This window comes from Okeania sp. (assembly GCF_983059655.1).
Window position 1 is genome coordinate 1 of sequence record NZ_CEZPJD010000912.1, and the last position, 2,934, is coordinate 2,934.

A 2,934-nucleotide genomic window follows, 5' to 3' on the forward strand; every position below is an offset into this window, starting at 1 on the left:
TTTCAGGTAAACCTGGTGGGGGTGGCACGGGATATATCGGTTCCTCGGCAGTTCCTGTGACGTGAGACATCTTCCTCAAGAGTGAGAGGGTCGCCTTGCAACATTGTTCGTTCATTTTATCTTTTTTCTCTTCGTAAGTCGTCGGTGGTTTTTTATTGTCGTTTTTCCTGGGAGAAGGAGTATCTCCAGGGCGGACAAAATAGCAGTCAGGGTTTATTCTAGTACCAGATATAAGAGGAGTTTCGTAATCAATAAATTCTCCTGTCGCTTCCAAGTAGCGAGCGTCATAGTCAGAGATAGAACTATTGTACTCCCACCCATAAGAGGGAGTAAATTCACCCCCTACAAAAGGGGGAAAAGGTCCGGTCGAATAGAAATCTTGATTCAATTCCCAAGGAACTCTTATCGTTTCCCACTGTTGACCGGGGTTCATGGTTGCAGGGTCGAACACTGTTGTTTCATATAAACCTGTAGTCTTTCCGTATATTTCCCCCTTGAAACCCGGCCATATCCCAAAAGGATACGCAGAAACGTTCCAGTATCCTACAATGTATGATTGTGAGTCTCTATCAACACTTTCAAATGAAGCTGGCCTGCCTGGTTCTGCGACCCACGTCCAATGTGAAGAACGCCTCCTAATAGGACACCACCAACCAGTTCCATCAGGGTCATCTTCCGGTAACTCTGGTTCTTCGTAATTGCCATCCCAATCTCTATTAGGTTTATCCGGGTTTTCCTCTTTTTTTCTGTCACAAGTGTTAAAACTTACCTTAAAATCTCCAAAACCCAAGCTGATAGAATAACATTTTTTCGGTTCTGACTCTTCCTCGTCTTCTTTTCCTTTTATATCCTCCTCGTAACTATCTGTCTCTACCTCATCTGATTCTGGAATTTCTTCCCCTAAATCATCCGCTATCTCCTCTGACTCCCGTCCCTCTAACTGTTCAATTATCTCCTCGACCTCTTGCATTTCTTCATCAATAACATCCTCCAAAAAGTCAGAATTATTGTTTAACAATTCCTCTACTTCCTCTATATCTGGATATTTACTCTCTACCCCTAATTCTCTCCTTGATTCCATTAATTCAGCAACTGCATCTTCATCATATACCTTTGGTCCATATCCTCGTTGAGCTTTAATAAAGTCTACCAAGAAATACAGAGATGGATGTTTGGCACCGAGGACCTTTTTTCCTGCCCTTTCAATCGCTTTATCTACCATTTCTTCAGCTTTATTATTAATTGCTTCTTCTATACCATTCTCCAAAGCATCTTCCGTAAAACCTTCAACTTCTTCTGCTATTTTCTCTGATTTTTCTAGCCGTTTTTTATTTCTTTTTGCAGCGATACTCATTACTACTCAAATTTTAATGTTAAATCATCGTTAACTTTAAATCCATCTATCTCAAAAATATAATCTATAGCTATATCTATATAGTCATTTAAAGCCAAACCCCCACTCCCTAAGTTAACAATTTTGACATTTAATATGTCGTCAGGATTTAAAAACTTCCCTGTTTTTGCAAATTTCCCTAGTACTGGCAAACTATAAGTAATGTTATAATTTTTAAGCTCTATTAAGCCCAAAGTTTTATTGTTAAGGAGGAATTCTAACCCGATTCTAGCACTAGAGTTTTTTGCAACTATAGAATTAGATAATCTAGTCGCCGTAGAGTCTTCAAAATTGATATCTGGAATAACACCTTCACTCAAGGTATTAAGTAGTTTAACCTGTAGTCTTATGTCAGAAATAGAAAATATTATTCCTATCATATACCCATTAGAATTCAGGTTAGAGGTAAATGATTTAACTACCGCATCTACATTCAATAATTCCCCGTTTTGAACGCCAGGATTAGAGAGTCGAAAGTTATTGGTCCCTGATTGTGACAGTAGCCTCATAGTATAGTTCTAGGTATATCATAGATAAATAATACTATGAAATTTCATCTATGAGTAAAGGTTTGCCCATCCGTGATTGGGATGAATTAATTGAGATTACATCATCAATGAAAGATTCACTATTCTCAGCAAGTGAGTCGCTAAGAGAAATGTATATATTAATGAGTAGTGAAAGTAACAATACAGCAGGAGACCCAGAAATGCCTATACCTTTAAACATAGAACTAATGATAGGGACGGGAAGTATTCTAGGTAAACATACGCCTCTACCCATCTTTAAAGAAATTCGTAGTAGTTGGGAAAATATACTGAGAGAAACCATAGACTCCGATCAAGGAATCACAGGGTATAAAATCGCCAGATTTAAAAGCTTTCAACCGGGAGAAACTTATACATTCAATGTAAATGTAAATCCGGAATTTACAGATTTCAGGGCTGACGTAGCTAGACCTATTCAAGTTTTTCTAATAGATATAAATCACGCTCTGGCAGCAGCTCAAAGCTTAATTATGAGTAAGTTTGATCGGCAATTCTGGAACGTACAAGAAGACATCCCGCTATTTATCGGTTATCTCAAAAACAATGGGTTTATAACTAAATTACTGCCAAGGGGAGGAAGTTTTGAAATTACACCTGGTAACTTTCAATGCTTAGTACATTTCGGCGCTCTTACTTCTGACTCTACTGAGGGGTGTATTATCACCGATTACGATAAAGCAACCCAAACCTTCACTATTGGTGGCTACTGATGGTTTTGTCCACAAGTGCCCGCAATTTTGACAATAGTAATTGCAATGCCCCTCAGAGATGTTTCTGCTGCCACATTTTGGACATACTATACTGATGGCAACTTTTTCATTAGCAATATTTCTCATATCATGTCGTCGGGTAGGTTCATCTTAGTCGGAGGATGATAATCCATGCTTGCTTCCAGGTAGGAGCCAATGTGAGATATTTGATGGCAGTGGGAGCTAATGTGCTGTAGCAATATTTTGTCGCTATTTCTTGATTTATTAGCTACATTGTTTATGT

Annotated in this window: 3 protein-coding genes; 1 reads left to right on the forward strand and 2 read right to left on the reverse strand. The window is 38.5% G+C overall.

The window, feature by feature from the left end; genetic code table 11:
* Together AC3DU7_RS30085 and AC3DU7_RS30090 are read right to left on the reverse strand one after the other, a co-directional pair.
* Positions 1–1,354 (reverse strand): hypothetical protein (locus tag AC3DU7_RS30085; RefSeq protein WP_488042908.1); only part of this gene is annotated, 1,354 nt, incomplete at its 3' end.
* 2 nt (positions 1,355–1,356) lie between these two features.
* Entirely contained in the window at positions 1,357–1,830 is a 474-nt protein-coding gene (locus AC3DU7_RS30090) for a hypothetical protein (RefSeq protein ID WP_488042909.1), read from the reverse strand.
* A gap of 122 nt (positions 1,831–1,952) precedes the next feature.
* On the opposite strand from AC3DU7_RS30090, the gene AC3DU7_RS30095 reads away from it, so the two are divergent.
* Positions 1,953–2,651: a hypothetical protein gene (locus AC3DU7_RS30095; protein ID WP_488042910.1), complete on the forward strand. Its 699-nt coding sequence runs from the start codon at positions 1,953–1,955 to the stop codon at positions 2,649–2,651.
* Positions 2,652–2,934 lie beyond the last annotated feature (283 nt).